The 20,259-nt window shown below is 61.7% G+C and carries 18 protein-coding genes and 1 pseudogene; 13 read left to right on the top strand and 6 right to left on the bottom strand.

Annotated features, from left to right (window positions below):
• Positions 1 to 106: 106 nt before the first annotated feature.
• Positions 107 to 439 (top strand): annotated as a pseudogene (locus RCCGE510_RS17280) (DUF4372 domain-containing protein); the annotation flags it as partial.
• Positions 440 to 576: 137 nt separating this feature from the next.
• On the opposite strand, the gene RCCGE510_RS17275 reads toward RCCGE510_RS17280, so the two are convergent.
• Positions 577 to 2,853, bottom strand: coding sequence for a heavy metal translocating P-type ATPase (locus RCCGE510_RS17275; RefSeq protein WP_007631986.1), 2,277 nt, complete (start codon positions 2,851 to 2,853; stop codon positions 577 to 579).
• Positions 2,854 to 2,924: 71 nt separating this feature from the next.
• Between RCCGE510_RS17275 and RCCGE510_RS17270 the strand changes: the two genes are divergently transcribed.
• Both RCCGE510_RS17270 and RCCGE510_RS17265 read left to right on the top strand, forming a co-directional pair.
• Entirely contained in the window at positions 2,925 to 3,347 is a 423-nt protein-coding gene (locus RCCGE510_RS17270) for a helix-turn-helix domain-containing protein (RefSeq protein WP_007631984.1), read from the top strand.
• A 69-nt stretch (positions 3,348 to 3,416) separates the two neighbouring features.
• Complete coding sequence (locus RCCGE510_RS17265; protein WP_007631982.1) at positions 3,417 to 4,625, top strand: TIGR03862 family flavoprotein; 1,209 nt, start codon at positions 3,417 to 3,419, stop codon at positions 4,623 to 4,625.
• Positions 4,626 to 4,673: 48 nt separating this feature from the next.
• On the opposite strand, the gene msrB is transcribed toward RCCGE510_RS17265, so the two are convergent.
• Entirely contained in the window at positions 4,674 to 5,159 is a 486-nt protein-coding gene (msrB, locus tag RCCGE510_RS17260) for a peptide-methionine (R)-S-oxide reductase MsrB (RefSeq protein ID WP_037079082.1), read from the bottom strand.
• Between the two features lie 199 nt (positions 5,160 to 5,358).
• Here msrB and RCCGE510_RS17255 point away from each other — a divergent pair, with 199 nt between their 5' ends.
• The 10 genes from RCCGE510_RS17255 (at position 5,359) to RCCGE510_RS17210 (ending at position 17,590) form a co-directional block, all read left to right on the top strand.
• Positions 5,359 to 6,318 (top strand): helix-turn-helix domain-containing protein, encoded by a 960-nt coding sequence (locus tag RCCGE510_RS17255; protein ID WP_007631980.1) that lies wholly within the window; start codon positions 5,359 to 5,361, stop codon positions 6,316 to 6,318.
• Positions 6,319 to 6,591: 273 nt separating this feature from the next.
• Complete coding sequence (gene adh, locus RCCGE510_RS17250; protein ID WP_007631979.1) at positions 6,592 to 8,100, top strand: aldehyde dehydrogenase; 1,509 nt, start codon at positions 6,592 to 6,594, stop codon at positions 8,098 to 8,100.
• 215 nt (positions 8,101 to 8,315) lie between these two features.
• Positions 8,316 to 8,708: a DUF779 domain-containing protein gene (locus RCCGE510_RS17245; protein WP_007631978.1), complete on the top strand. Its 393-nt coding sequence runs from the start codon at positions 8,316 to 8,318 to the stop codon at positions 8,706 to 8,708.
• An 85-nt stretch (positions 8,709 to 8,793) separates the two neighbouring features.
• Positions 8,794 to 9,390, top strand: a complete 597-nt coding sequence (locus tag RCCGE510_RS17240; protein WP_007631977.1) for a DJ-1/PfpI family protein — start codon at positions 8,794 to 8,796, stop codon at positions 9,388 to 9,390.
• 24 nt (positions 9,391 to 9,414) lie between these two features.
• Entirely contained in the window at positions 9,415 to 9,765 is a 351-nt protein-coding gene (locus RCCGE510_RS17235; protein WP_007631975.1) for a ribbon-helix-helix domain-containing protein, read from the top strand.
• Between the two features lie 175 nt (positions 9,766 to 9,940).
• Complete coding sequence (locus tag RCCGE510_RS17230) at positions 9,941 to 10,648, top strand: SDR family NAD(P)-dependent oxidoreductase (RefSeq protein ID WP_007631973.1); 708 nt, start codon at positions 9,941 to 9,943, stop codon at positions 10,646 to 10,648.
• Between the two features lie 297 nt (positions 10,649 to 10,945).
• A complete protein-coding gene (locus RCCGE510_RS17225) occupies positions 10,946 to 12,079 on the top strand; it encodes a calcium:proton antiporter (RefSeq protein ID WP_007631972.1) in 1,134 nt (377 codons plus the stop codon).
• Positions 12,080 to 12,232: 153 nt separating this feature from the next.
• The gene (locus RCCGE510_RS17220) at positions 12,233 to 12,997 is read left to right on the top strand and encodes a DUF4239 domain-containing protein (RefSeq protein WP_007631971.1); all 765 of its coding nucleotides are present in this window, start codon (positions 12,233 to 12,235) and stop codon (positions 12,995 to 12,997) included.
• A 173-nt stretch (positions 12,998 to 13,170) separates the two neighbouring features.
• Complete coding sequence (locus RCCGE510_RS17215; protein ID WP_037079078.1) at positions 13,171 to 14,367, top strand: efflux RND transporter periplasmic adaptor subunit; 1,197 nt, start codon at positions 13,171 to 13,173, stop codon at positions 14,365 to 14,367.
• A 40-nt stretch (positions 14,368 to 14,407) separates the two neighbouring features.
• On the top strand, positions 14,408 to 17,590 hold the full coding sequence (locus RCCGE510_RS17210) for a multidrug efflux RND transporter permease subunit (RefSeq protein WP_007631969.1): 3,183 nt from the start codon (positions 14,408 to 14,410) through the stop codon (positions 17,588 to 17,590).
• Between the two features lie 12 nt (positions 17,591 to 17,602).
• On the opposite strand, the gene RCCGE510_RS17205 is transcribed toward RCCGE510_RS17210, so the two are convergent.
• The 4 genes from RCCGE510_RS17205 to RCCGE510_RS35395 form a co-directional block, all read right to left on the bottom strand.
• Complete coding sequence (locus RCCGE510_RS17205) at positions 17,603 to 17,932, bottom strand: hypothetical protein (RefSeq protein ID WP_007631968.1); 330 nt, start codon at positions 17,930 to 17,932, stop codon at positions 17,603 to 17,605.
• Positions 17,929 to 18,717 carry a DUF2092 domain-containing protein gene (locus RCCGE510_RS17200; RefSeq protein ID WP_037079089.1) on the bottom strand — a complete coding sequence of 263 codons (789 nt, stop codon included), beginning with the start codon at positions 18,715 to 18,717 and terminating at the stop codon, positions 17,929 to 17,931. The genes RCCGE510_RS17205 and RCCGE510_RS17200 overlap by 4 nt, the downstream gene beginning before the upstream one ends.
• Before the next feature lie 196 nt (positions 18,718 to 18,913).
• Positions 18,914 to 19,705 (bottom strand): hypothetical protein, encoded by a 792-nt coding sequence (locus tag RCCGE510_RS17195; protein ID WP_037079075.1) that lies wholly within the window; start codon positions 19,703 to 19,705, stop codon positions 18,914 to 18,916.
• 370 nt (positions 19,706 to 20,075) lie between these two features.
• Positions 20,076 to 20,259, bottom strand: a 184-nt coding sequence (locus RCCGE510_RS35395) for a hypothetical protein (protein ID WP_210162159.1), incomplete at its 5' end; no start/stop codon positions are given.

Raw genomic sequence — 20,259 nt, 5'->3', positions numbered from 1 at the left:
GCCACTGCTGTCCGGTTTAAAAAGAGTGGACAGGGCGCACGGTGTTGATTCTACTCATGTTCGAGCGTTTGGCGACGATCCCGAACATGGAAAGAGGAGCAACACCGTGCGGCATGACAATAGCGTCTTTCATGATCTGTTGAAGCGGATTCCGTGGGCGGCTTTCGAAAGACTTGTGGAGGAGCATCAGGCCGATAAGCATGTTCGGCGGCTGTCGACGAAGAACCAGTTGATCGCACTGCTTTACGGCCAGCTTTCCGGTGCCGTCAGCCTACGCGAGATCGTCGGCTCCCTGCAGAGCCACAGCGCGCGCCTTTACCACCTCGGCGCTCGCCCGGTGTCGCGCTCGACGTTCGCCGATGCCAACGGCCTGCGTCCGAGCGCCGTTTTTGCCGAGTTGTTCGCGCAGATGGTGGCCCGCGCCGGGCGCGGCCTTGAGCCGAGGGTCTGCTGCCTATCGACCGGAGGCAGATGCCCGGGAAAAGCCCGAGCATGACGAAAGAGGGGTTAGCGTCCTTTGTCAGCGGTCTACGCCACTCTTCAGGTGATGAGCCTCGCAAGGACGACATCGGGTGTTTACATCCTTACTCGAAGCAGTCGCAACGCATTGATCGTCACCAGCACGGTGGCGCCGGTATCGGCGAGGATCGCCGGCCAAAGGCCGGTGATGCCGGCAATCGTCGTCACCAGGAACACCGCCTTCAGCCCGAGAGCGATGGTGATGTTCTGCATGATATTGCGCATCGTCCGCTGCGACAGCTCGATCATCCGCGCCACGTCGCCGACGCGTCCGTGCAGCACCGCGGCATCAGCGGTCTCCAGCGCCACATCGGTGCCGCCGCCCATGGCGATGCCGATATCGGCGGCGGCCAGCGCCGGCGCATCATTGATGCCGTCGCCGACTTTGGCGACGACGAAGCCTTCGCGCTTCAATTCGCCGACGACCCGCTGCTTGTCCTCGGGCATCATCTCGCCGCGCCAGTCGATGCCAAGCATGCCGGCAACGGCTGCCGCCGTCCGCTTGTTGTCGCCTGTCAGCATCATCGCCTTGACGCCACGCGCTTTGAGCGTGGTAAGCCCAGCCTTGGCATCCTCGCGCGGCTCGTCGCGCATCGCGATCAGGCCGGCCGCAACATTGTTGACGAGCAGCACCGACACGCTCTTGCCCTCGTCGTTCAGCTCAGTGATGCGTGCATCCTGTTCAGCACCGAGCGCCCCGCGTTCGCGGGCAGCGGGCGGCGACAGCAGATCCAGCGTCTCGCCCCCGACTTTGCCGCTGACGCCCTTGCCCGGCAGCGCCTCCAGCTCGAAGGCCGGCGGCACGGGAACGCCATCGGCCTTGGCGCGGTTGAGAATCGCCAGCGCCAGGGGATGGCTAGACCCCTGCTCCAGCACCGCCGCGCGCGACAAGACCTGCGCCTCACTCAATCCGAAAGAAATGATATCGGTGACCTGAGGTTTGCCTTCCGTCAGCGTGCCCGTCTTGTCGAAGGCGACCATCGTCACCTTGCCGAGCGTTTCCAGCACCGCGCCGCCCTTCATCAGCAGCCCGCGCCGCGCACCCGAAGAAAGCGAGGCGGCGATCGCCGCCGGCGTCGAGATGACAAGCGCGCAGGGGCAGCCGATCAGCAGAATGGCAAGGCCCTTATAGACCCATTCACTCCACGCCCCCCCAAACAGCAGCGGCGGAACGACAGCCACAAGTGCTGCAACCACCACCACGCCCGGTGTGTAGTAACGTGAGAACCGATCAATGAATCGTTCGGTCGGGGCCTTCGATTCCTGCGCTTCCTCCACCAGCTTGACGATACGGGCGATGGTATTGTCGGCAGCCGCCGCCGTGACGCGTACCCTGAGCACCGCATCGCCATTCACGGTTCCGGCAAAGACCACGGCATCGACGCCCTTGCGCACCGGCGTGCTTTCGCCCGTCACCGGCGCCTCATCGATCGCGCTCTCGCCTGAAATGATGATGCCGTCCGCCGAGATCCGATCGCCGGGACGCACCATGATGATCGCGCCGACGGCAAGGGTTTCCGCCGGCACCTCCCGCGTCTGACCATTGTCTTCGAGCAGCGCATTCCTCGGCACCAGAGCCGTCAGCGATTGGATACTTTCGCGTGCCTTGCCCGCAGCCACCCCTTCCAGCAGCTCGCCGACCAGGAACAGGAACACGACGGTTGCCGCCTCTTCGCCGGCATTGATGATGACGGCGCCGACCGCGGCGATCGTCATCAGCATTTCGATCGAAAACGGCGTACCTGAGAAAGCCGCCATGACGGCGCGCCGCGCGATCGGCACCAGCCCGACCAGCATGGCGACGATGAAGGCATAGGATGCGATCGCCGGCACGAGATGGCCTATGGCATAGGCGGCAACGAGGGCAGCACCCGAAAGGATGGTCAGCCGGCCCTTCTTGCTCTGCCACCAGGGACCGGCCATCGGCGCATGGTCATGCCCATGCAGCCCCTCGATTTCCTTCTGTCCATGGTCATGATCGTGATCTGCGTGATCGTGATTATGACCGGCATGACCGTGGTCATGGCCCGCGTGATCGCCGTGGTCGTGCCCGTGCCCATGGTCGTGGTCGTGATGATCGTGCGAGCCATGGTCATGCGCTGGCGTCGTGCTTCCGGCAAAGGGCGAGACCGAATAGCCGAGCCTCGTCACCTTCTTCTCGATCGCCTTGAGGTCGCTGCTGCCGTCGTGGCGAACGGTCATCGTTCCCGCCATCACCGAGACCGAAACATCGGCGACACCCGCCACCCGCCTGACGGCCGTGTCGATCTTGGTCGCGCAGGCAGCGCAATCCATGCCGCCAACCCGGTATCGCGTCTCGTTCGTCTCAGCCATCAACCGCTTCCTTGTCAAACAGAAGCACTCCTCCTACATCCTCTAGCGGCTAGAGGTGCAAGAGGAAAATCATGAAAAAGATCACGATCGGCGAAGCGGCACGCCAAAGCGGCGTCAAGGTGCCGACGGTGCGCTACTATGAAAGCATCGGCCTGCTTGCCGCCCCGAGCCGCAGCGAAGGCAACCAGCGCTCCTTCGATCCGGCCGATATCAACCGCCTCGCCTTTATCCGCCATGCCCGCGAACTCGGCTTCGAGATCGAGGCGATCCGCGCGCTGCTGACCCTGCAGGATGATCCGCACCAGTCCTGCGCCTCGGCCGATGCCATCGCCAAGGCTCGCCTGATCGAAGTCGAGCAACGCATCCGTAGCCTGATGGCTTTAAAGGCCGAACTGGAAACCATGGTGGAAGGCTGCGGCCACGGCCGCGTCGACCAATGCCGCGTCATCGAGGTTCTGGCCGATCACGGCCAATGCACCCATCCGCACCACTGATTTCCATCCTTGCAGGCAGGACGCGCCCGCGCCAAAACTGCACGCAGAAAGAATCAGGCGAAAACATTCATGAAAGAGAAGAGGATCGCGATCATCGGTGGCGGCCCGGCCGGCCTTGGGGCTGCCGAGCTGCTTTCGCTGTCCGGCCATGCGGTGACGGTCTACGACGCCATGCCGACCCTCGCCCGCAAATTCCTGCTGGCCGGCAAGTCGGGTCTCAACATCACCCATTCCGAGAACTATGGCCGTTTCACCACGCGCTTCGGTGCCGCCTCCGCCCGCCTGCGCTCGGCGCTTGATGCCTTTACCCCTGCTGATATCAGGGATTGGGCGGCAGGACTCGGGACCACAACCTTCGTCGGCTCGTCCGGCCGGGTTTTTCCGAAGGTGATGAAGGCCTCTCCCTTGCTGCGTGCCTGGCTCAGGCGGCTGGAGGCGCAGGGGACCACGCTCCGCACCCGCCATCGCTGGATCGGTTTTTCCGAAGAGGGTTTTGCCTTTGAAACGCCCGAGGGGCGGCGCATCGTCGATTGCGACGCGGCCCTGCTGGCGCTCGGCGGCGCAAGTTGGCCGCGCCTCGGCTCGGATGCGCGCTGGCTGCCCTGGCTATCGGAACGGGGCGTTGAGATCGACGCTTTTAAACCCGCCAATTGCGGCTTCGTCGTCGACTGGAGCGAAAGCTTCCGCGAACGTTTCGCCGGCGAGCCGGTAAAATCGGTCACCGCCACCTCCGAAGCCGGCAGCTTTCCCGGTGAATTCGTCATCACCACAAGCGGCATCGAGGGCAGCCTCGTCTATGCCAATGCCGCAGCATTGCGCGACCGGCTGCAGAACCACGGCGACGCCGCCCTGACACTCGATCTCGCACCGGGCCGAACGATCGAAAGACTGGTGCGCGACCTTACGCGGCAAGACGCCAAATCCAGTTTTTCAAACCGCCTGCGCAAGGGCGCGGGCCTCGACGGCGTCAAGGCGGCGTTGCTGCGGGAATTCACGCCGGAGCGCGATCGAACCGATCCCGAACGCCTCGCCGCTATGATCAAGGCCCTGCCGCTTCCGGTTCTCGAAACCCGGCCGATCGGCGAGGCGATCTCCTCGGCCGGCGGCATCAGGTGGAGCAGCATCGACGACAGCTACATGTTGAAGGCGCTGCCCGGCACCTTCGTTGCCGGCGAGATGCTCGACTGGGAGGCGCCGACTGGCGGTTATCTCCTCACCGCCTGCCTGGCGACCGGCCGGGCCGCGGCACGCGGCATCGAAGCCTGGCTGCAAGGATAGGCACTGGCGCTCGCCAGCACTGAAGCAGCCAACGAGACCTTCCTTCGATCAGGCCGAGGCTGGATGAAATGACATGACAAGGCCATTCATGCAGTAGCGAAGCCCGGTTGGCTTCGGACCATCATCGAAGACATGGCCGAGATGGCCGCCACAACGGCCGCAATGAACCGCCGTGCGCGCCATCCCGAACGTCGTGTCGTTGGTGGTGCCGACGGCATGGTCGAGCGGCGCCCAAAAGCTCGGCCAGCCGGTGCTGCTGTCGAATTTGGTCGCCGAGGAAAACAGCTTTTGGTCGCAGCCGGCACAGGCGAAGTTGCCCTTCCGCTCCTCATGCAGCAGGGCGCTGGTGAAGGGAGCCTCCGTCCCCGCCTGACGCAGGATGACAAATTGATCCGGCGTCAGCAGCTTGCGCCATTCCTCCTCGGTGTGCGTCACCGCGAACGTCTCGCCAGCGATCGCCTTGCCGGCCAGCCCCAAGCGAACCGCAAGCGCCCCGAAAGCGGCACCCATCAGCAACAATCGTCTGTTCAACATGGTCGGGATCTCCTCGCCTGGCAGAACTTGCCTCTGCACAGAACTACGAGCGAGAGCGGTCTTTTGTTACACTCTCATCTCTCAAACACCGAAACGTGAATAGGCCACTTTCGCCGCACGCTGACAACCTCAGGTTCCGGCTGATTGCAAACCGGCCGCTTTTCCATCAGACTATGCTGAAGTTCCGTGGGAGGAGCCGATGCACGAACATTCAGCACACGCCGAGCATGTCTACACCTCTGCCCAGCGCGATTCCGCTGCAGCCAGTTCTCCTGTCGTCGCCTCCTGGCGGCGATGCATGACCATGCACCAGCTCGCTCCGGAGGACGAACGGGCGCCGCTGCGGGTTACCGATGAAGAATTCCGGCGTGCCCGCGAACAGTCCGGGGAGCTGATCGCCAGCGCGACTGAAGAGCTCGATCGTCTCTTTACCACCGTTGGCAAGGCCGGTTGCTGCCTGCTTCTGACCGACAGGAACGGCATTGCATTGGAGCGTCGGGGTGCTGCCGGCGACGACAAGGAGTTCCACGAACTCGGGCTGTGGACCGGCTCGGTCTGGACCGAGGCGAGCATCGGCACCAACGGCATCGGCACCGCCCTTGCCGACGAGCGCGCCGTCGCCATCTTCCGCGATCAACATTTCTTTTGCGCAAATACCAGCCTCAGCTGCACGACGGCACCGATCCGCGATCATCGTGGCCGGGTGGCCGCAGCCCTCGATATCTCCACTTGCCGTGAAGACGTCAACGAGATGACGCTGACGATCCTGACGCAGACCGTGCGCGATGCGGCGATGCGCATCGAGCTCAACCTCTTCCGCGCGGCCTTTCCCAGCGCCCGTTTCCTGATGGTTCCGGCCGGCGTCAATTCCGCCGCCGCCCTGCTTGCCGTCGACCGGCACGATCTGGTGCTTGGGGCGACGCGTGCCGCCCGCATCGCGCTGCAGCTGGACGACAGGCGCATTGCCGCCGGCATTCCGGCTGCCGATGCCTTGCATGAGGCCGGCGTCCCGCAGCAGGAAGAGATCGTCGAAGCGGAAAAGGCCGCCCTGTTGCGGGCACTGTCGCGCACCAGCGGCAACGTCTCGCAGGCGGCCGTCGCCCTCGGCATAAGCCGCGCCACCTTGCACCGGAAGATGAAGAAGTTCGACCTGCAATGACGAATGCATGTCGCCCGGAAGTGTGCAGCGGTTCCGGGATAACGACATGCATCAAAGCAAAGAGCTAAAGCGCGTCGCATGAATCAAGTTTGATGTGACGCGCTTTAGGCGCTCGAAAGTTCCGCCGACGCCGTCGATCGTCATGTGACCTGTCGCATGTCTGCGACACTGTGCGCTGCGATATTGAAAAACCGCCCTGTTCCCTGCGTCAAAACATGCACATTTTCCTCCCACCGGTTCGCTTCGGAACCTGGATCATCAAGGGAGGATGACATGCTTCATCAGAAAATCGTCGAATCGCCGTTCAAGCTGAAATACGGCAACTACATCGGCGGTGAATGGCGCGAGCCGGTCGGGGGCAAATACTTCGAAAACCTGACGCCGGTCACCGGCGGCAAGCTCTGCGACATTCCCCGCTCCGATGAAAAGGACGTCAATCTCGCGCTCGATGCCGCTCATGCGGCAAAGGAAAATTGGGGCCGCACCTCCGCTGCCGAGCGCTCCAATATCCTCATGAAGATCGCCCAGCGCATGGAAGACAAACTGGAATTGCTCGCCCAGGCCGAGACCTGGGACAATGGCAAGCCGATCCGCGAAACCATGGCGGCGGACATTCCGCTGGCAATCGACCACTTCCGCTACTTCGCCTCCTGCATCCGCGCGCAGGAGGGTTCGATCGGCGAGATCGACCACGACACCGTCGCCTATCATTTCCATGAACCGCTCGGCGTCGTCGGCCAGATCATTCCCTGGAATTTCCCGATCCTGATGGCCACCTGGAAACTCGCGCCGGCGCTTGCCGCCGGCAACTGCGTCGTGCTGAAGCCTGCCGAGCAGACCCCGGCCTCGATCCTGCTCTGGGCCGAACTGGTCGGCGACCTGCTGCCGCCGGGCGTTCTCAACATCGTCAACGGCTTCGGCATCGAGGCCGGCAAGCCGCTGGCAACCAGCTCCCGCGTCGCCAAGATCGCCTTTACCGGCGAGACGACGACCGGCCGGCTGATCATGCAATATGCCAGCCAGAACCTCATTCCGGTGACGCTGGAGCTCGGTGGAAAATCGCCGAACATCTTCTTCGCCGACGTGATGGCCGAGGATGACGATTTCCTCGACAAGGCGCTCGAAGGCTTTGCGATGTTTGCCCTGAACCAGGGCGAAGTCTGCACCTGCCCGAGCCGCGCCCTCGTCCAGGAATCGATCTACGACCGCTTCATGGAAAAGGCGGTCAAACGCGTCGAAGCGATCAAGCAGGGCAACCCGCTCGACAGCGCGACGATGATCGGTGCCCAGGCATCGACCGAGCAGCTCGAAAAGATCCTCGCCTATCTCGACATCGGCAAGCAGGAGGGCGCCGAGGTTCTGACCGGCGGCTCGCGCAACGACCTCGGCGGCGATCTGGCGAACGGCTATTACATCAAGCCGACGATCTTCAAGGGCCACAACAAGATGCGCGTGTTCCAGGAAGAGATCTTCGGGCCGGTTGTTTCGGTCACCACCTTCAAGAACGACAAGGAGGCGCTCGAAATCGCCAACGACACGCTTTACGGCCTCGGCGCCGGTGTCTGGAGCCGAGACGCCAATCGCTGCTACCGTTTCGGCCGCGAGATCCAGGCCGGCCGCGTCTGGACCAACTGCTACCATGCCTACCCGGCCCATGCCGCCTTCGGCGGCTACAAGCAGTCCGGCATCGGCCGTGAGACTCATAAGATGATGCTCGAGCACTACCAGCAGACCAAGAACATGCTGGTAAGCTACAGCCCGAAGGCGCTCGGCTTCTTCTGAGAAGCGGGAGCATGGTGGGAGGGTCAAAACCCCTCCCCAACCCCTCCCCACAAGGGGGAGGGGCTTAACGTGCGGCACTAGCCGCATTCATTCCTGAGCGCAGCATATGCAGCCGGCTTGTTGTCTTGCGGGGCCGGCACCGCAGCTTAGCCCCTCCCCTTGTGGGGAGGGGTTGGGGAGGGGAATTCTCCTCCCGAAACTTCGGAGAAAGAACAATGGAAACCACCGTCAACGGCGAACCGCGTGTCCTCGCAACCGACGCAGCTCTGGACCTGATCGCCGAGATCAAGCGGGATCATTCCGATATCCTTTTCCACCAGTCCGGTGGCTGCTGCGATGGCTCTTCGCCGATGTGTTATCCCGCCAATGAATTCATGGTCGGCGACAACGACGTCAAACTCGGCGAGATCGGCGGCGTGCCGGTCTATATCAGCGCCAGCCAGTTCGAGGCCTGGAAGCATACGCAACTGATCATCGACGTTGTTCCCGGCCGCGGCGGCATGTTCTCGCTCGACAACGGCCGCGAGAAACGCTTCCTCACCCGCTCCCGCCTCTTCGGCGGCGGCGAGGCTTGCGCTGTGCCCAACGGAACGGTCAGCGCGATCTAGGGAATTTCGGCTGTAGTATTCCCATAGTACCTTCTGCACGCCGCTCTTTGTTAATCTTCGGCTGTTGGTTTCAAAGGAGGATACGATGCCAGCCTCAAAAATCCTGATGATCACCGGTGATTTCACCGAAGATTACGAAACGATGGTGCCGTTCCAGACGCTGCTCGCCTGCGGCTACACGGTCGACGCCGTCTGCCCCGGCAAGAACGCGGGCGAGACCGTCGCCACCGCCATTCATGATTTCGAAGGCGACCAGACCTATTCCGAAAAACGCGGCCATAATTTCGCGCTGAACGCCACTTTCGACAGCGTGCGGGCCGAAGATTATGATGCCCTCGTCATCCCCGGCGGCCGCGCGCCGGAATATCTGCGCCTCAATGCCGACGTCCTCAAAGCGGTCCGGCACTTCTTCGATGCCGGAAAACCTGTTGCCGCTATCTGCCATGGCGCCCAGCTGCTCGCTGCCGCCGGCGTCTTGAAGGGCCGCACCTGCTCGGCCTATCCCGCCTGCCGGCCGGAAGTCGAGCTTGCCGGCGGCACCTACGCCGATATCTCAATTACCGATGCGGTCTCGGACGGCAACCTGGTCACGGCGCCGGCCTGGCCGGCACATCCGTCATGGCTGCGTCAGTTCATGGCCGTGCTCGATGCGGCAGCGCTGCTCGAAACCAACGCCGCCTGAGGAGGGCAACACCGGGAGGACGACATGTGCGAATTGTTCATCAAGGCGGATGCGCGGCTCTGGGAAAGCACCACCCGGTCGCTGCGCATCGACGGCATGGTTACCAGCGTCAGGCTGGAGAACTTCTTCTGGTCGAAGCTCGAGGAAGTCGCCCGGCGCGACGGCATGAATGTCGTTCAGCTGATCACCCGGCTGCATCATGAATCGATCGATGCCGGCCATGATCTTGGAAACTTTACCTCCTTCCTGCGCGTCTGCTGTGCCCGCTATCTCGATCTGCAGCTCACCGGCGACATCCCGGCCGATGTCACCCGCCCGATTTCCGGCCTTGACGCGCCCGAGATTCTCGGTCGCGAACGGACGAAATATCACTAACGGCCGACCCGACGAAACCGTTGAGCAATGACGGCGGAACTGCCTCCGGATAGCACCGAGGACAGTTCCGCAAGATGTCTGACCTTGTCGCGACTGCTGGGCTTGCGCTGCCGCGCGCAGCCTGTATCAACAATGCGCGCCATCAAAGACCGGCACCGGCAGGAGATCGATTGCCATGAACGACCAGAAAGCCGTGATCGTTACGGGAGCCGGCGGTAATCTCGGCAGCGCCGTTGTCCGTGAGCTCGCCGCCGGCGGCGCAAAACTCGTCTGCATGAACCGTTCGAGCCAGGAGCTGGAAGCCTTGGCCGGCGACCTTCCCGCCTCCACCGAGTTTCTGTCGATCGCGGGAACCGATCTCACCGACTATGCCTCCTGCGCCGCCGCTGTCGCCCGGGCCGTCAAGCATTTCGGCGGCGTCAGTGCCTTGGTCAATACCGTCGGCGGCTTCCGGATGGGACCGGTCGGGCCGGACGCCCCTGCGCAGTGGGAGACGATGATGACCGCCAATGCCCGCACCGCGCTGACGATCAGTGCCGCTGTTCTCCCGACGATGAAGGCATCAGGCTACGGTCGAATCGTTCATGTCGCTGCCGCGCCCGGCCTGAAGGCCGGAGCCAATCAGGCCGCTTACGCCGCCTCGAAAGCCGCCGTCATCCGGCTGACGGAAGCGATCGCCGCCGAAAGCCGCGACGACCGCATCACCGCCAATTGCATTTTGCCCGGGACAATCGACACGCCCGAGAATCGTGCCGCCATGCCCAATGCCAAGACCGACGGCTGGGTATCGCCGCAATCGATCGCCCGTCTCATCGCCTTCCTGATTTCGCCGGCTGCAGCCGTCGTCACCGGCGCGGCGATCCCCGCAACCGGCCGCGAATAGCAGAATGCGTGGCGTGATCGGCCGCCGCAAGGCGCTGCAGTCGCCAGCGTCGACATTTCACCGAACCTCGCCTTGCCCTTGCGTTCTGGCGACTGCTCCTTGCCGCGATCAGCGGGTGATAAAACGACGGAGACCTGCAAGTTTTGCTCAGTGACATACGATCTTGCTTGAGGTTCGGTTCGCCTTAAGGCAGCCTTATCTCCGCTTGGCTCAGGTGGCGGGCAGAAGACAGCGGGCGGACACGATGGTGTTGATGATCGCATTGCGGCGGCATTTGCCAGTAGGCGGGTGGTTTCGATGACGGACGATCCCGCATTGCGTGCCGTTAGCGCCACCAGCCTGGTGCGCGATGAATGGTTCCTAGGCATCAGCGTCGCGACGAGTTTCGTATTTCTTGCTTTCCAGGAGCAGCTCTTCGGTCAGCTTTCCGATCCGCTTTGGTTCACTGTCGTTTTCGGCTGGCTGTTTGCCGTCGTGCTCGGCTCCGCTCTGTCGGTCGTGCGGCACGCAGACCACCTCGCGGAGCGGCTGAAGGAGCCTTACGGCACCCTCATTCTGACACTCGCCATCACCTCGATCGAGGTGATGGCGATATCAGCCGTCATGCTTCACGGCGAAAACAATCCCACACTTGCGCGCGACACGCTGTTTGCAGTCGTCATGATCATCCTGAACGGCATGGTCGGCCTGTCGTTGCTGCTGGGTGCGTGGCGGCGACCGGAACAACAGCATAACCTGCAGGGCGCCAACGCTTATCTCGGCGTGATCGTGCCGCTGGCGACCTTGAGCCTGGTCATGCCGACATTTCTTGCAGACCCGGACGGGCAGCATCCATCGGCACCGAGACAACTGATACTGGGCGTAATATCCGTCGGCCTTTATGCCACGTTTCTGTTTCTTCAAGCCGGCCGCCATCGGGATTATTTCGCTGATGACAGCAGCGGCCACGAGCCGCGCGGCGAGCGCGTCCCTCGCCACGGACCGGTCTGGCCTCATGCCATTCTGCTTGTCGCCTATATGGGTCCCGTCGTCTTCCTGGTCGAACAGCTCGCGCGGCCGATCGATTACATTATCGAAACCCTGCATGCTCCAACCGCATTTGGCGGTGTTGTGATGGCCGTCCTTGTCGCAACGCCTGAGGCAATCAGCGCCGCGCGTGCGTCCATCGCCAATAATCTTCAGCGCTCCGTCAACATCTTCCTTGGTTCGGTATTGTCGACGATCGGGCTGACCGTGCCGGCGATGCTAGTGATCAGCCGTCTTTACGGGCACCCGGTCACCCTCGGCCTGGAACACGGAGATCTGGTGATGCTGCTGCTCACCCTTGCCGTCAGCATCATCACCTTTGCCAGCGGCCGCACCCATCTCATGCAGGGTGCGGTCCACCTGGTGCTTTTCCTGGCTTACGTGCTGCTTATTTTCCAGCAATGACGAATGCATGTCGCCGGGAAGTGTGCAGCGGCTCCCGGATAACGACATATATAAAAACAAGAAGCTAAAGCGGCCGCGAAGGAAGGTAAAATATTCCACTCCCTGCGTGTCTTCCGTTATGATGATGGCAGTTATACCATACGGAGATCGGACTTGAACTCACTGTTGCTTGGCGGGATTGTATTTGTTTTTCTGTCGGCGGCGACATCGATAGGATTGCTGGTGCGCGACCGCTTGCCGGATCATCACCTCAATGCTGAATCCAAGGACGCCATCAGGCTGGCGACCGCGGTGGTGGGAACGCTGTCGGCATTGGCGCTCGGCCTCTTGATCGCATCCGCCAAGACGACATACGACAATGCCGAAGTCGAAATGAGAACGGCGGCGGCACGGGTGCTCCTGCTTGACCGCGTCATGGCCCAGTACGGGCCGGAAACAGACAAGGCGCGGCAATTGCTGCGTGAATTGATCGAGAAACGCCTGGGCCGCGGCTGGTCGGCCGAAACCACCGACGAGGCATCCGGCAGGGCGCTGGGAGAATATCAGGATATCGAGGCGGTCCAGGGCGATCTTCGATCCCTCTCGCCGAAGGATGCCGTGCAGCGTTCCCTCCAGGCACGCGCTCTTGATGTGAGCGGCATGGTGGCCGAGACCCACTGGCTGCTGGTCGAATCCGGTAAAGAGGGTTTGCCCTGGGCTTTCCTCGCTGTGCTCGTCTGCTGGCTTTCGCTGCTTTTTGCGACCTTCGGGCTGCAGGCGCCGGCCAACCTGACGGTGCTGTCAATTCTGCTGGTTTGCGCCCTGTCCGTCGCTGGCGCGGTCTTCCTGATTTCGGACATGGCCAATCCATATGTCGGTCTGATCCGTGTTTCGGACGCACCCTTGCAGTCCGCCATCGAACGGCTGGGAAAACCATAGCCATCTCGTGGCGGGAACGGCAAACTTCGGCATGATTCAATTGTGCCCCGGCAGCTATTGCAATTTGCGGCAATGCCGCGACATAATATCGCATGCCCGGAACTTTTCGGAGAGGGTCGTCTCCGCCGAGGCACGCATGAAGACTGGGGCTCGTAAACACCGGGGCGGCGGCAATGCGTGTGAGATTGGATCAGGGTCTGCACCTGTCGGTGGTGCTCGCCGGCATGGCAATTCTCGCTGGCTGCGAGGACAGCGGCAACACCTACGTCCCCCCTCCGCCAGCTCGGGTTCGCGTCGCCCAGCCGGTCCAGCAGCCGGTCACCCTGTATTTCGAACTCACCGGCAATACGGCGCCGCTGAATTCCGTCGATATCGAGGCACGCGTCCAGGGCTACATCGAGTCGATCGATTACCAGGACGGCATGACGGTGGCGAAGGGCACCAAGCTCTTCGGAATCGAACGCAACACCTACCAGGCGCAGTTCGACCAGGCGAAGGCGTCACTCGCCTCGCAACAGGCATCGCAGGTGGGCGCGCAGCAGGAATATGATCGGCAGCTCAATCTGTCGAAGCAACAGGTCACCACACAGACCGCAGTCGACAGCGCCAGGGCGACGCTCGACGAGGCCAATGCGTCCATCCTCAACGCCCAGGCCAATCTCGAGCTGGCGACGATCAACTTGGGATATACGGAGGTGCTTGCCCCCTTCGATGGCACCGTCACGGACCATCTCGTCGATATCGGCGCACTCGTCGGCGTGTCCGGCCCCACCAAACTCGCCAGTATCGTCCAGACGGATCCACTTTATGCCTATTTCAACGTCAGCGAAGTCCAGGTGCTGACGATCAAGGAAACCATGGCAAGGCAGGGACATGCCTTCAAGCAGACGGACCTTCCGAGCATGCCTGCGGAAATTGGCCTGCAGACAGAACAAGGTTATCCGCACAAGGGTCATCTCGACTACGTATCGCCGCAGCTCGATGCCTCCACAGGCACACTTCAGGTGCGCGCCTTGTTCGACAACAAGGACCGGGCCATGTTGCCGGGTCTCTTCGTGCGGGTCCGAGTGCCGGTCGGCCATAACGACAAGGCTTTGCTGGTGCGCGACGACGCCATTGGAACGAACCAGTTGGGCAGCTACCTGCTCGTTCTCGGCAAGAACGATGTCGTCGAGCAGAAACAGGTCAAGACCGGCCAGCGCGAAGGCTCGCTTCGCGTTATCGCCTCAGGCCTCGATCCGGCCGACTGGGTCGTGACTCAAGGCATCCAACAGGCGATCCCCGGCAATAAGGTCACGCCCGAGAAAATGGAAATGAACCCGGCGGCGAGCGCCGCCGGCGATGCCAAGGCCAACACCACCACGCAGTGAATTCGCCACCATGCTCATCTGAACGTCTGAGGACAACAGCATGATCTCGCGTTTCTTCATCGAGCGACCGGTGCTCGCCAACGTTCTGGCCTTGGTCTTCGTGCTCATCGGCGCGGTCGCCCTGTTCCAGCTGCCTGTGGCGCAATATCCAAATGTCGTTCCGCCGACGGTGCAGGTGACGACGCGCTTCCCGGGCGCCAACGCCCAGACCCTTATCGACACCGTCGCGTTGCCGATCGAGCAGCAGGTCAACGGTGTGCAAGACATGCTCTACATGCAGTCGACGAGCGCCAGCGACGGGACCTATTCGCTGACCGTCACCTTTGCCATCGGAACGGATCCTGATCAGGCGCAAGTTCTGGTGCAAAACCGCGTCGCCATAGCGATGTCGTCGCTTCCCGAAGCCGTGCAGCTTCAGGGCGTGACGACGCAAAAGAAATCGACGGCGATCCTCGGCTTCGTCAGCCTGACATCGCCCGACAGCGGCTATGACAGCCTGTTCCTGTCGAACTACGCCGTCATCAATCTGCAAAACGAACTCGCCCGCCTGCCGGGCGTCGGCAACGTGACCGTGTTCGGCGCCGGCCAATATGCCATGCGCATCTGGATGGATCCAAACCTGCTGCAGGCGCGAGGCCTGACGCCGCAAGATGTCGTCAGCGTCGTGCAGCAGCAGAGCCAGGAGGTCGCCGCCGGTCAAATCGGCATTCCGCCGGTGCCGAAGGGACAAGTCTTTCAATACACATTGAACGTCAACGGCCGGCTGAACGAAGCCGCCGACTACGAGAACATTATCGTCAAGGTCGAAAGTGGACAGGGCGGCCGCATCACCCGCGTCCGCGATATCGGCCGCGTCGAACTCGGCGCCCAGACCTACAGCCAGTCCTTCATGCAGAATGGCCGGCCGGCGGCCGGCATCGGCATTTTCCAGCTGCCGGAGGCGAATGCCATTGCAGTGGCGCAGGCAGTGAACGCGAAGATGGAGGAGCTCTCGAAGAGCTTTCCGCCGGGCCTTGAGTATCACGTGCCGTTCGACACGACGAAATTCGTCAAGGCCTCGATCGACGAGGTTTACGTCACATTGATCGAGGCCGGCGCTCTCGTTCTCATCGTCATCCTCGTCTTCCTGCAGGATTGGCGGGCGATGCTGGTGCCGGCGACCACCGTTCCGGTCACCATCATCGGCGCCTTCGCCGCCATGGCGGCATTGGGCTTCACCGTCAACCTGTCGACACTGTTTGCCATCGTTCTCGCCATCGGCATCGTCGTCGATGATGCCATCGTCATCGTCGAAGGTGTCGCCCGGCACATCGAGGCGGGCATGTCCGGCCGCCAGGCCGCCGAGAAGGCGATGGAGGAACTGCTCGGCCCGGTCATCGGCATCACGCTGGTGCTGATGGCCGTTTTCATTCCGGCCGCCTTCCTGCCCGGCCTGACCGGCCAGCTTTATCGGCAGTTCGCGCTCGTGATTGCCGCCACGGCGCTAATCAGCGCCATCAATGCCGTCACGCTGAAACCGACTCAATGCGCCCTTTGGCTGCGCGCGCCGGTCCCGCCCGAGAAACGCAACGTCTTCTATCGCAGCTTCAACAGGGGCTATGATTGGGGCGAGCGCCACTATGCCGGATTGATTGGATCGATGACCCGCCGCAGCGGTATCATGGCGATCGCGGCACTTGCGCTGATCGGCGTCGCCGTCTGGGGACTCACGCGCCTGCCGACCGCCTTTTTGCCCCTCGAGGACCAGGGTTATGTGCTGATCAGCGCGCAATTGCCCGACGGCGCTTCGAAGGAACGGACGGATGCGGTGATGGAAGAGGTCGGCAAGATCGCCGAAACCACACCTGGCGTCGATCAGGTGCTGACCATCAGTGGCCTTTCCGTTCTCGACAACAGTGCCAGCCTGCAGAATGCCGGAGTCGCCTATGTCGTTCTCAAGGATTGGGACGAGCGCGGCAAGGCGAAGGGACAAGACCTACTGTCGATCTATCAGCATCTGAACCAGGCGCTGCAAAGCGTGCTGGCCGCCAAAACTCTGGTGGTCGTGCCGCCTCCGATCCAGGGCGTCGGCAATGCCAACGGCTTTACCATGCAGGTCCAACTGAGAAACGGCGTCTCCGACTATCCACTGCTGCAATCGCTTGCCGATACGATCGTCAAGAACGGCAATGCGCAATCATCGCTGCAGAGGCTCAGCACACCTTTTCGCTCAAACGTGCCGCAGCTTGCGGTATCCGTCGATCGTATCAAGGCGGAGACGCTGGGAATTACCGTGGGCCAGGTCTTCTCCGCTCTCTCCGGCTATGTCGGTTCGAGCTATGTGACGCAGTTCAACAAGTTTGGCCGCACCTTCCAGGTCTATGCGCAAGCCGCATCCGATTTCCGCATCAGCCCTGAAGACATCCGCAATCTGAAGGTCAAGGCCGGCGACGGGACCATGGTGCCGCTTGGCACGGTCGTCGATGTTAAAACGACGCAAGGTCCGTCCCTGATCAGCCTCTACAATCTCTATCCCACAGCCACCATCGTCGGCGGGCCAGCCACAGGATTCAGCTCCGGCCAGTCGCTCGCGGTGATGGAGCAGATTGCCGATCGGACGCTGCCGCCAGGCACCGGTTTCGAATGGACGGCGCTGTCCTATCAGGAGAAGGCCGTGGGCGGGCAGATCTATTTTGTCTTCGCGCTGGCCATGCTCCTCGTCTATTTCGTGCTCGCCGGCCAATATGAAAGCTGGATCCTGCCGTTGGCGGTCATATCAGCCGTGCCGCTCGCCCTTCTCGGAACGGTGGCGGCACTCATCCTGGCGGGCGTCGCCAACAATCTCTATACACAGATCGGCCTCATCCTGCTGATCGCGCTCGCCGCCAAAAATGCCATCCTCATCGTCGAATATGCCCGCGAAAAGCGGGCGGAAGGCATGGAGATCCTGGATGCGGCCGTCGAGGCCGCCCGCCTGCGCTTCCGGCCGATCCTGATGACGTCCTTCGCCTTCATCCTCGGCGTCCTGCCGCTGGTGCTGGCGACGGGCGCCGGCGCATCGGCCCGCAAGTCGATCGGCATATCGGTCTTCAGCGGCATGATCGCCTCGACCTGCCTTGCCGTCCTCTTCGTCCCCTCATTCTACGTGCTGCTGCAGCGCCTTGAGGAACACTGGAAGCGCCGCGGAGCAGCCACAAGCACGGTTGAACCAGTTGCGGAGGCGGAGATATCGAAACTCCGGTAAGGCGAGCCGCTATTATTGCACGATTACCTGCACATAGACGTTGCCGCTCTTGGCGTAATAATAACCGCCGCAGCGATAATAATAGCCGCCGTAATAGGGACCATAGCGGCAGCCTCCTGGAAGCACGGCGATGGTCGTCGTCGTGCGTGTGACAACCCGGCGTGTCGTCCGGCGGGCAACACCTGCATAGGAGAGCGGCGTCAGCGGTCTGCCGATGACGGCGCCCGCCGGCGTGGCGAAGCCGATCGACAGTGGCATGGATCCGTACTCATCGACGTGGAAGCCGGTGAATGTCAGAAAACCGGCAAGGCCGAGGGTGAGGAACAGCTTGTTATAGGTCATTTTACGTCTCCCATATCGGCAGCCTCAGGCAACTCGTCGAGCGATTGCAGCTCACTGAGATCGACGGTTTTTGCACTGGCTGGAACCTCGATGGTGTAGGAAACAGCAGCCACATCCGCCCCGCTTTTGAAATCGCTGATTTCGAGCGTGTATTGCGGCGCCTGGACGACGTGCTTGCTGGTGATGACGTATCGCCGCGGTATGGGTTGCGGGCCGTTCTGTATCCAGATCTGCCAGTCGATCTCAGGCGTTCGGAAGGCCAGATATTCGCATTCGACCCCATCCACGAAGGCGCTGGAAATATGCTTGGCCTCCGTCACATCTGATATGAGCACGTCATAGACGTTGGAGGATAAAAGATCGGCGCCCGGCGCTTCGACACCTGCGGTCATCAGCCTGTCGATCAGCTCATCGAGCGAACCCTTGCCGTCGATCTTGGCATAAGCGTCGAGGTTCTTGCCATGGACAGTCAGCGACGAACCGTCGAAACTCACGTCGAGATCGGCAAAGCCGCCGGTCCTGGTGACCCGCAGCTTGTCGGGGCGGGTCAGGTTGGCTGTCCCCGAACTCACGAACTGAAGTTTCTCGAAGTCGGGCGTCACCGCTTCGAGCGACGACTGGTAGCTGAAGGATATCGTCTTCTGCTCCGCCAGAAAATCGGACATCGTCTTCAAAAGAGCCTTCGCATCATCAGCCCACGCGCTGGTCGGCGGCACCAGACTGGCGGCAAGCGAAACACACAGGAGCATCCGCCTCAATCGCGGGAAAAGGAAAGTCGATGACATGGCAATGCCTTTCGTTGTCGTCATTGGTTTCATCGAATTGCAGATGGCGCCGGACCTGGCGCAGCCGAACATGAAAAGTGCTGATGCAATGCGTGCATGCGGACAAACCACCGCTTGCGGACTCGCGGGACCGCGCACACCAAAATTTCTCAGCGGAGCGCGCGCTGGTCTTTTTCAGAAACATTCCCAACGGGCGTTACAACCCCGAGGTCAGCACGCGATGGCAGGCTGGTGATACGCGTTGCAGATTGTCGCGCAGGCAGGCAATGCCTCGCCCTCCCCCCAAAGGCACCATGCGGCACAAGGCCCGGAAGTCCGCTCCGCAGGTTTCCCGCAGGATCATCACTTCTTCACGCGGGGAGAAGGCTGGCATCATTGCCCGAGGGGCCGGCGTGACCGCGCCGGTTGCCGCGGCACCGGCCGCCGCTCCGCCCGATCCCCCCAATGCCGCAACGGCTTGCTGACATGGCGCCGATAAAGCCGCGTTGTGCTGCTGCAGACAACTGAGCGCCGCTGCGCCTCCCGGGCTCACGCCAGAACATTGCGCCATGAAATCGCGCTGACAGGCCGATTTGACCGCGTTGCGCTGCGCCTGCGTCGGCTGATGCGCCGGCGTGCCGGTTGCGGGCGCCGGGGTAGTCGCCGCAGTATTTGCAGGCGCAGCCGGCGTCGGCGCCGCGGATGTCGATTTGGGTTTGACGTTCACGGCGGACACCGCCTTCTGACAACCCGCCGAAAGCGTAGCGCTATGCTGCTGCAAACAAGTGAGCGCCTCGATACCTCCCGGCGTAACCCCGGAGCATTTCGCTATGAAATCGGACCGGCACTCTGCCCTGATAGCATCACGCTGCTCTTCGGTCGGCGCTTGCGCGAACGCAATCCCGGTGAACAAAACCACCGCGCAGAATGCAGGCAACCCAGAGATCCGCATTAGAAGATGACGCCACCCACATGGAGGCGCCAGTAGGAAATATCCCCATTTTCGCATGATTTCCCCCAATAAATCTTTGATCTACTTCATGAAATCGAACTGCCTTCCGAATAGGATAAATAGGCGCCGCCGAATGGACGGACGTTGCTTTCTATTGTGAAATATAAGATGCGCCTGATCTAGGTATATTAGAATATTATTCATTTAGCAACTATCTAGTCGTCGCTCGGAAATCGACCGGAACTCGTCGAATGACTGTTACCGTCGCCCCCGAAACGCAAAAAGCCCGCCGGGAGGCGGGTTTTTGAATATTGCGTGTTGTGTTACGGGTGTTTCTGTAGGGAAAGGATTGGTTGCGGGTTCAGGATTTGGTTGTTTTCTGTCCCGCTTTGTCGGCTTTGCCTCCTTGCGGGGCCCTGAGGAGGCGTTAAACCCTCGACCCGTTATCAACGCAAAAGCCCGCTTTGCAGCGGGCTATTTTTTTGGTTGCGGGGGCAGGATTTGAACCTGCGGCCTTCAGGTTATGGTGAGCTTGCGAACGAGGAGCTACCATCGCCAGGGAAAGCGCAGCTTTTCCGCCAGCGATAACTGGTCTTGGTATTTCGGGAAGA

The organism is Rhizobium sp. CCGE 510 (genome assembly GCF_000292525.1).
Taxonomy (GTDB): Bacteria; Pseudomonadota; Alphaproteobacteria; order Rhizobiales; family Rhizobiaceae; genus Rhizobium.
Note: the sequence above shows the minus strand (reverse complement) of the source record. Positions and strands in the feature narration are given on the sequence as shown.

What these genes read in the sequence shown, in the direction of transcription:
- RCCGE510_RS17205 (WP_007631968.1), bottom strand. Translation starts at nt 17,932, where the DNA reads ATGACCTATAACAAGCTGTTCCTCACCCTCGGCCTTGCCGGTTTTCTG.
- adh (WP_007631979.1), top strand. Translation starts at nt 6,592, where the DNA reads ATGCTTCATCAGAAAATCGTCGAATCGCCGTTCAAGCTGAAATACGGC.
- RCCGE510_RS17255 (WP_007631980.1), top strand. Translation starts at nt 5,359, where the DNA reads ATGCACGAACATTCAGCACACGCCGAGCATGTCTACACCTCTGCCCAG.
- RCCGE510_RS17210 (WP_007631969.1), top strand. Translation starts at nt 14,408, where the DNA reads ATGATCTCGCGTTTCTTCATCGAGCGACCGGTGCTCGCCAACGTTCTG.
- RCCGE510_RS17215 (WP_037079078.1), top strand. Translation starts at nt 13,171, where the DNA reads ATGCGTGTGAGATTGGATCAGGGTCTGCACCTGTCGGTGGTGCTCGCC.
- RCCGE510_RS17195 (WP_037079075.1), bottom strand. Translation starts at nt 19,705, where the DNA reads ATGCGAAAATGGGGATATTTCCTACTGGCGCCTCCATGTGGGTGGCGT.
- RCCGE510_RS17270 (WP_007631984.1), top strand. Translation starts at nt 2,925, where the DNA reads ATGAAAAAGATCACGATCGGCGAAGCGGCACGCCAAAGCGGCGTCAAG.
- RCCGE510_RS17265 (WP_007631982.1), top strand. Translation starts at nt 3,417, where the DNA reads ATGAAAGAGAAGAGGATCGCGATCATCGGTGGCGGCCCGGCCGGCCTT.
- msrB (WP_037079082.1), bottom strand. Translation starts at nt 5,159, where the DNA reads ATGTTGAACAGACGATTGTTGCTGATGGGTGCCGCTTTCGGGGCGCTT.
- RCCGE510_RS17235 (WP_007631975.1), top strand. Translation starts at nt 9,415, where the DNA reads ATGTGCGAATTGTTCATCAAGGCGGATGCGCGGCTCTGGGAAAGCACC.
- RCCGE510_RS17230 (WP_007631973.1), top strand. Translation starts at nt 9,941, where the DNA reads ATGAACGACCAGAAAGCCGTGATCGTTACGGGAGCCGGCGGTAATCTC.
- RCCGE510_RS17275 (WP_007631986.1), bottom strand. Translation starts at nt 2,853, where the DNA reads ATGGCTGAGACGAACGAGACGCGATACCGGGTTGGCGGCATGGATTGC.
- RCCGE510_RS17245 (WP_007631978.1), top strand. Translation starts at nt 8,316, where the DNA reads ATGGAAACCACCGTCAACGGCGAACCGCGTGTCCTCGCAACCGACGCA.
- RCCGE510_RS17225 (WP_007631972.1), top strand. Translation starts at nt 10,946, where the DNA reads ATGACGGACGATCCCGCATTGCGTGCCGTTAGCGCCACCAGCCTGGTG.
- RCCGE510_RS17200 (WP_037079089.1), bottom strand. Translation starts at nt 18,717, where the DNA reads ATGTCATCGACTTTCCTTTTCCCGCGATTGAGGCGGATGCTCCTGTGT.
- RCCGE510_RS17240 (WP_007631977.1), top strand. Translation starts at nt 8,794, where the DNA reads ATGCCAGCCTCAAAAATCCTGATGATCACCGGTGATTTCACCGAAGAT.